At 62.2% G+C, this 4,050-nt stretch carries 5 protein-coding genes and 1 pseudogene; 1 reads left to right on the top strand and 5 read right to left on the bottom strand.

Annotated features, from left to right (window positions below; translation table 11 throughout):
• A partial coding sequence (locus tag OP495_RS16740) for a MobC family plasmid mobilization relaxosome protein (RefSeq protein ID WP_280570865.1) occupies positions 1–332 on the bottom strand: 332 nt, incomplete at its 3' end.
• On the bottom strand, positions 332–610 hold the full coding sequence (locus OP495_RS16735) for a hypothetical protein (RefSeq protein WP_280570863.1): 279 nt from the start codon (positions 608–610) through the stop codon (positions 332–334). The genes OP495_RS16740 and OP495_RS16735, both read right to left, overlap by 1 nt.
• A gap of 607 nt (positions 611–1,217) precedes the next feature.
• Here OP495_RS16735 and OP495_RS16730 point away from each other — a divergent pair.
• Complete coding sequence (locus tag OP495_RS16730) at positions 1,218–1,499, top strand: hypothetical protein (RefSeq protein WP_280570862.1); 282 nt, start codon at positions 1,218–1,220, stop codon at positions 1,497–1,499.
• Positions 1,500–1,512: 13 nt separating this feature from the next.
• Here OP495_RS16730 and OP495_RS16725 read toward each other — a convergent pair whose 3' ends face one another.
• From OP495_RS16725 to OP495_RS16715, 3 genes and pseudogenes are all read right to left on the bottom strand, one after another.
• Positions 1,513–2,430, bottom strand: a complete 918-nt coding sequence (locus OP495_RS16725) for a replication initiation protein (protein WP_280570860.1) — start codon at positions 2,428–2,430, stop codon at positions 1,513–1,515.
• A gap of 128 nt (positions 2,431–2,558) precedes the next feature.
• Complete coding sequence (locus OP495_RS16720) at positions 2,559–2,786, bottom strand: MbeD family mobilization/exclusion protein (RefSeq protein WP_280570866.1); 228 nt, start codon at positions 2,784–2,786, stop codon at positions 2,559–2,561.
• Positions 2,787–3,246: 460 nt separating this feature from the next.
• Positions 3,247–4,026: pseudogene (locus OP495_RS16715) on the bottom strand (relaxase/mobilization nuclease domain-containing protein); the annotation flags it as partial.
• Between the last annotated feature and the right edge of the window lie 24 nt (positions 4,027–4,050).

Below are 4,050 nucleotides of genomic sequence, written 5' to 3'. Positions count from 1 at the left end.
CACCGGTACTGACCCCTGACCTCGGCCAGCTCGCGCTCCACGGCGCTCAGGGCGGCGATGACGGCCACCCGGTCCACGGGGCCCCATTCGCCACTGTTCACGCGCCGGGCAACCTGGTTCAGGTTGTTACCGATCCCAGCGAGCTGCCGCAGTAGAGCCGGATCGACGGGATCAGGGCCCTTGGACTGGCGCACCCAGTCACCATCGGGGTTCAGGCACTGCTCGCGCATCCACTCGGCGAGACGGGGCCTGGGGCAGCGCCATTTCAGCGTTTCATATTCCTCAGCGCTCACCCGGACCTTGATGATCTTGTCGCGCATCGCTTCAGGCATCAGGCCACACCTCCGCCCCACTGCCCGGCACGCTGGGCAAGGGCCAGGAACCGCGTCCATAGCTCATCAGCATCATGGGGCATGATGAACTCGGAGCCACAACAGACCTCGACCGATTCAGCACACCATCCAAGATGCTGAAACGCCGCCCTGGCGGTGTCTGGCGTCGGTTCCTCTTCCAAAGTCTGCTCAAGAGAATCCAGCCGACGGTGGCATTCCGTGAGGGCATCCGCGCCCTTCTCCAGCTCAGCTAGGTACTCCGGTGAAAACGCGCTCATTGATCAAGCCTCCTTGGGGGTGGAACCGAGCCGCCGACCAGGACGTGACCGCCTAAAGCGGTCGCGGCGTGGGCGGTGGCCACGGGGGGTATCGGGGGGCGTAGCCCCCTGATCCAGGATCACAGAGGCCCGACCGAGCGAAGCGAGCGGAGGGCCCTCTGTGTATACTGGCTTACGTAGCCAGTCGCAGCAAGGGTGCAATAACCCGGACTCTAGAAGAAAGGGCCTTTAATTTCGCTCGAACATAAATACGAGTTGAAACCCACCAACAGTAAAGGAGGCAAACATGGAAGCGCTCATTCCCGTGCTAGTACTGATCGCCTACATCCTGAAGTGACCAGGCTGACGCCCTCACGGCTGCTCGGTTGTCGGGCAGCTCGACCTCGCGGATCAAAGATCCGACTCAGCTCGCTGCCGAAGACGGGGGCGAGGGCTTGTAGAAGAAACGCCCAGATCTCGGTATATACCAGTAGGGCAAGGGCCACCCCGGAGACCCCCCCAAGGGGCTATTATCTGATATGGCTTCGAGTGCCACGCTAGCCGAAAGAGCCCCTAAGCTCGTATGCTATGGCATGTGAATCCACTCTCAGAACTTCCGGGGTTGTCCATGTACGCAATTAGTTTTGACCTGAGCATTGCAGCTCTTGAAGCCAATTACTCAGGCAACAGCTATAACAATGCTTATGGCGATATCAAAAAGTTCTTGGCCACCAAAGGGTTCAACCGACAGCAAGGCAGTGTCTACTTCGGCGACGAGACAGTGGATGCTGTAAAAACCGTGATGGCCATCAACCAAATGAGCCAAGAGTTTCCTTGGCTGAAGGATTGTGTCTCCGACATCCGAATGCTGCGGATTGAAGAAAATAATGACTTGAGCCCAGCCCTCTAAGCTACCTGAACCGCTACAAAAGATCGGCCCCCTTCCTCCGGTAATACGTCCGCCGAGATATGCCGAGAGCGGCCCAGGGCTGGCTCTCGGCTTCAGACCCTGCCCGACGCACCTCCCCGGACCGAACACCTCCCTTACGTCCCTGAGCGGCTTGCCACCGACTGAAACCCTCGGGGCTGAAGTGCTTGTGAGTGTACTGGGCCACGCTCTTAGCTGTGGCCCGGATCTCATTGTCCGGTAGCGTCGGATCAGTGTCGTTGTAGGCCCGTGCGCGGGTCAGCACAGCCTCGTGCCAGCGATCGTAGTCCGGCCAGCCCTGGCGGATCGCCTTGTAGGCCCAATGGCGCAGCCGCTCGAACAGGTTGCAGTTCCGCCCCAGCCCGTAGTCGGGAAGGCGCTTACGGCGGTCGCCGTAGGTGCTCAAGTCGAGCCAGCTATCCAGGTCGCCCAGCTCGTACAGCCGGGGCTCCCACTCGGTAACGCGCCAGTGTGGGTGCAAGGGGTTCTTGCAGATCAGGCCGGCATAACCCTGGTCGGCATCCAGGAGGGCTCTCAGCGCGCAATCCACGGCCGCCGCGTAGCGCAGCGGCCCAGATTTCGCGTCAGGCGCCGTTCTCACGGCCACATCGAGGCCGTAGATCAAATGGGCATGCCCATTGTCGGGGTTCTGGGCCACGATCGTCGGCGGCGGGGCGCCGCGGTCGTTCCAGTCCAGAGCGGCGTCGTAGCGATCCACGTCGTAGACGAGCCAATAGCGGTGCGTCGGACCGTTGGGCTGGATATACCGAGAAGCGAGGGCCTTCTGCACGTCGCGTATACGCAGACCATCGCCCAGCGTGTCGGTGTGATAGGGCTTTCGAGGGAGCCGCTGGCGAAAAAGCGCCAGATTCGTTGCTGCTGGGCCTTGGCAGGCCTCTAGGGGTTGGGCCACAATATCCTCACCAATCTGCACCCCCGTTCCCGTCTGGTCGCCAAACTATCCGGGTTCGGGGGTGTATCCTTTTCAGAGCTCCATTCCTGGACCATTGCGGCCCTGCTGAAACTCGCGCCTCCGCTGTTTTAACGCCTCCTGCCCTCTGGCGTCCAGCGCTCGACCTTCTCGCTCAAGTCGTTGACCTGCTTGCTCAAGCTCTTCACCTGGGCGCTCAGCGCCGCGTTGTCGCGCTTCGTGGCCTCGAACATGCTCTGCAAACTCTCGTAGGCGCTCTGCCACTCCCGATGCTGCTCCTCGTAGGCGGCCTGTAAGCTCTCGAAGGCGCTCAACAGTTCGCGCTCCAGGTCCGTCATCTAATACCCCTCCAGGATTCGATACTGGCCGTTCTCGCCAAATGTCCTCGCGTGCTCTCCTAGACTCTCGCTGGAGACCTTTGCGCATACCCGCCGAGTGTCCCCGCAATGAGTCAGCTGGATCGCGCCGCCCTCGCTCCTCAACTGCTCGAGCGTCGCGTTGTGGCTGGCGATCTCGTTGATCTGGCCGGTGATGTACCAGCCCATCGTCGCGATGGCTCCCAAGCCCAGCGCCAAACTGGCGACTATCGGGATGGTCACGGCCATCCAGCTCCTGAGCGCGGTCCGCTGTAAAGACCGGCTCTGGGCGCGGATAGCGTCGTTGGTTCTCTTCTCGCTTTCGCTCAATGCCGACAGCAAGGCGTTCTCGTGCCTCTCGAACGCGCTCTGCACGGCTTTCTCGGTACTCTCGGCTTGCTCTGTCGATCTCTTCTCGAAGGCCGTCGCCAACCGTGAAATCTCGCTCATACAGCTTCCCTCGCAGTCGCATCGGCTTGCCGCCCTCCGGGTCGGCAATGCTGATGCTGGTCTTCGTCTGGCGTGTCACCTCGAAACCCGCGTCCTCGAGGGTGGCCACCACGCCAGCGCGATCCGTCACCTCGCTTTTCTCGGCCAGGGCCAACAGGCTATCGGTGATCTGCCGCTGGGCCTGCGCCTTGTCACGGGGCAAGTTCGCCGGCGTCGTGAGGGCCCTCTGGTTCGCTGGGTCGTTGGGGTCGTGCAGGCCGTAACGCTCGTTCGTCATGGTCTGCCACGCATCGACGCGAGGCCGGTCGGCGCGGTCGTAGTACGGCTGCAAGCGCTTCCCGGTGGTCAGCTCGGTATTGGGGATGACGAAGTTCAGTTCTAGCCGGCCTTTGTCGCGGTGCTCGACCCACAGGCAGTCGTACTGGTCGGCATCGAGCCCCGACATCAGCGTGCGCTCGAAGTCCTCCATGATGGCCCGCTTGTCGGCCTCAGAGACGCCTTTCTCGGCGAAGGACAGCACCCCACTGGTGTACCGCTTGGCGTAGTTACTGGCATCGATCAGCGCCTCGGTCTGGTCCGGATCGCCGCGTAGCACTTCGGCATCGTGGCGGTCTCGATCCCGGCCCAGCAGATAACCCACCGGCCCTGAGCCCGCACCGGTGCCTCTGGCGTGAAATTTCACGATCACCGGTACTGACCCCTGACCTCGGCCAGCTCGCGCTCCACGGCGCTCAGGGCGGCGATGACGGCCACCCGGTCCACGGGGCCCCATTCGCCACTGTTCACGCGCCGGGCA

Origin of the sequence: Chromohalobacter sp. 296-RDG (assembly GCF_029889885.1) — a bacterium.
GTDB lineage: Bacteria > Pseudomonadota > Gammaproteobacteria > Pseudomonadales > Halomonadaceae > Chromohalobacter.
Note: the sequence above shows the minus strand (reverse complement) of the source record. Positions and strands in the feature narration are given on the sequence as shown.

Coding starts and splice junctions, on each gene's coding strand:
- OP495_RS16735 (WP_280570863.1), bottom strand. CDS start 610: ATGAGCGCGTTTTCACCGGAGTACCTAGCTGAGCTGGAGAAGGGCGCG.
- OP495_RS16730 (WP_280570862.1), top strand. CDS start 1,218: ATGTACGCAATTAGTTTTGACCTGAGCATTGCAGCTCTTGAAGCCAAT.
- OP495_RS16720 (WP_280570866.1), bottom strand. CDS start 2,786: ATGACGGACCTGGAGCGCGAACTGTTGAGCGCCTTCGAGAGCTTACAG.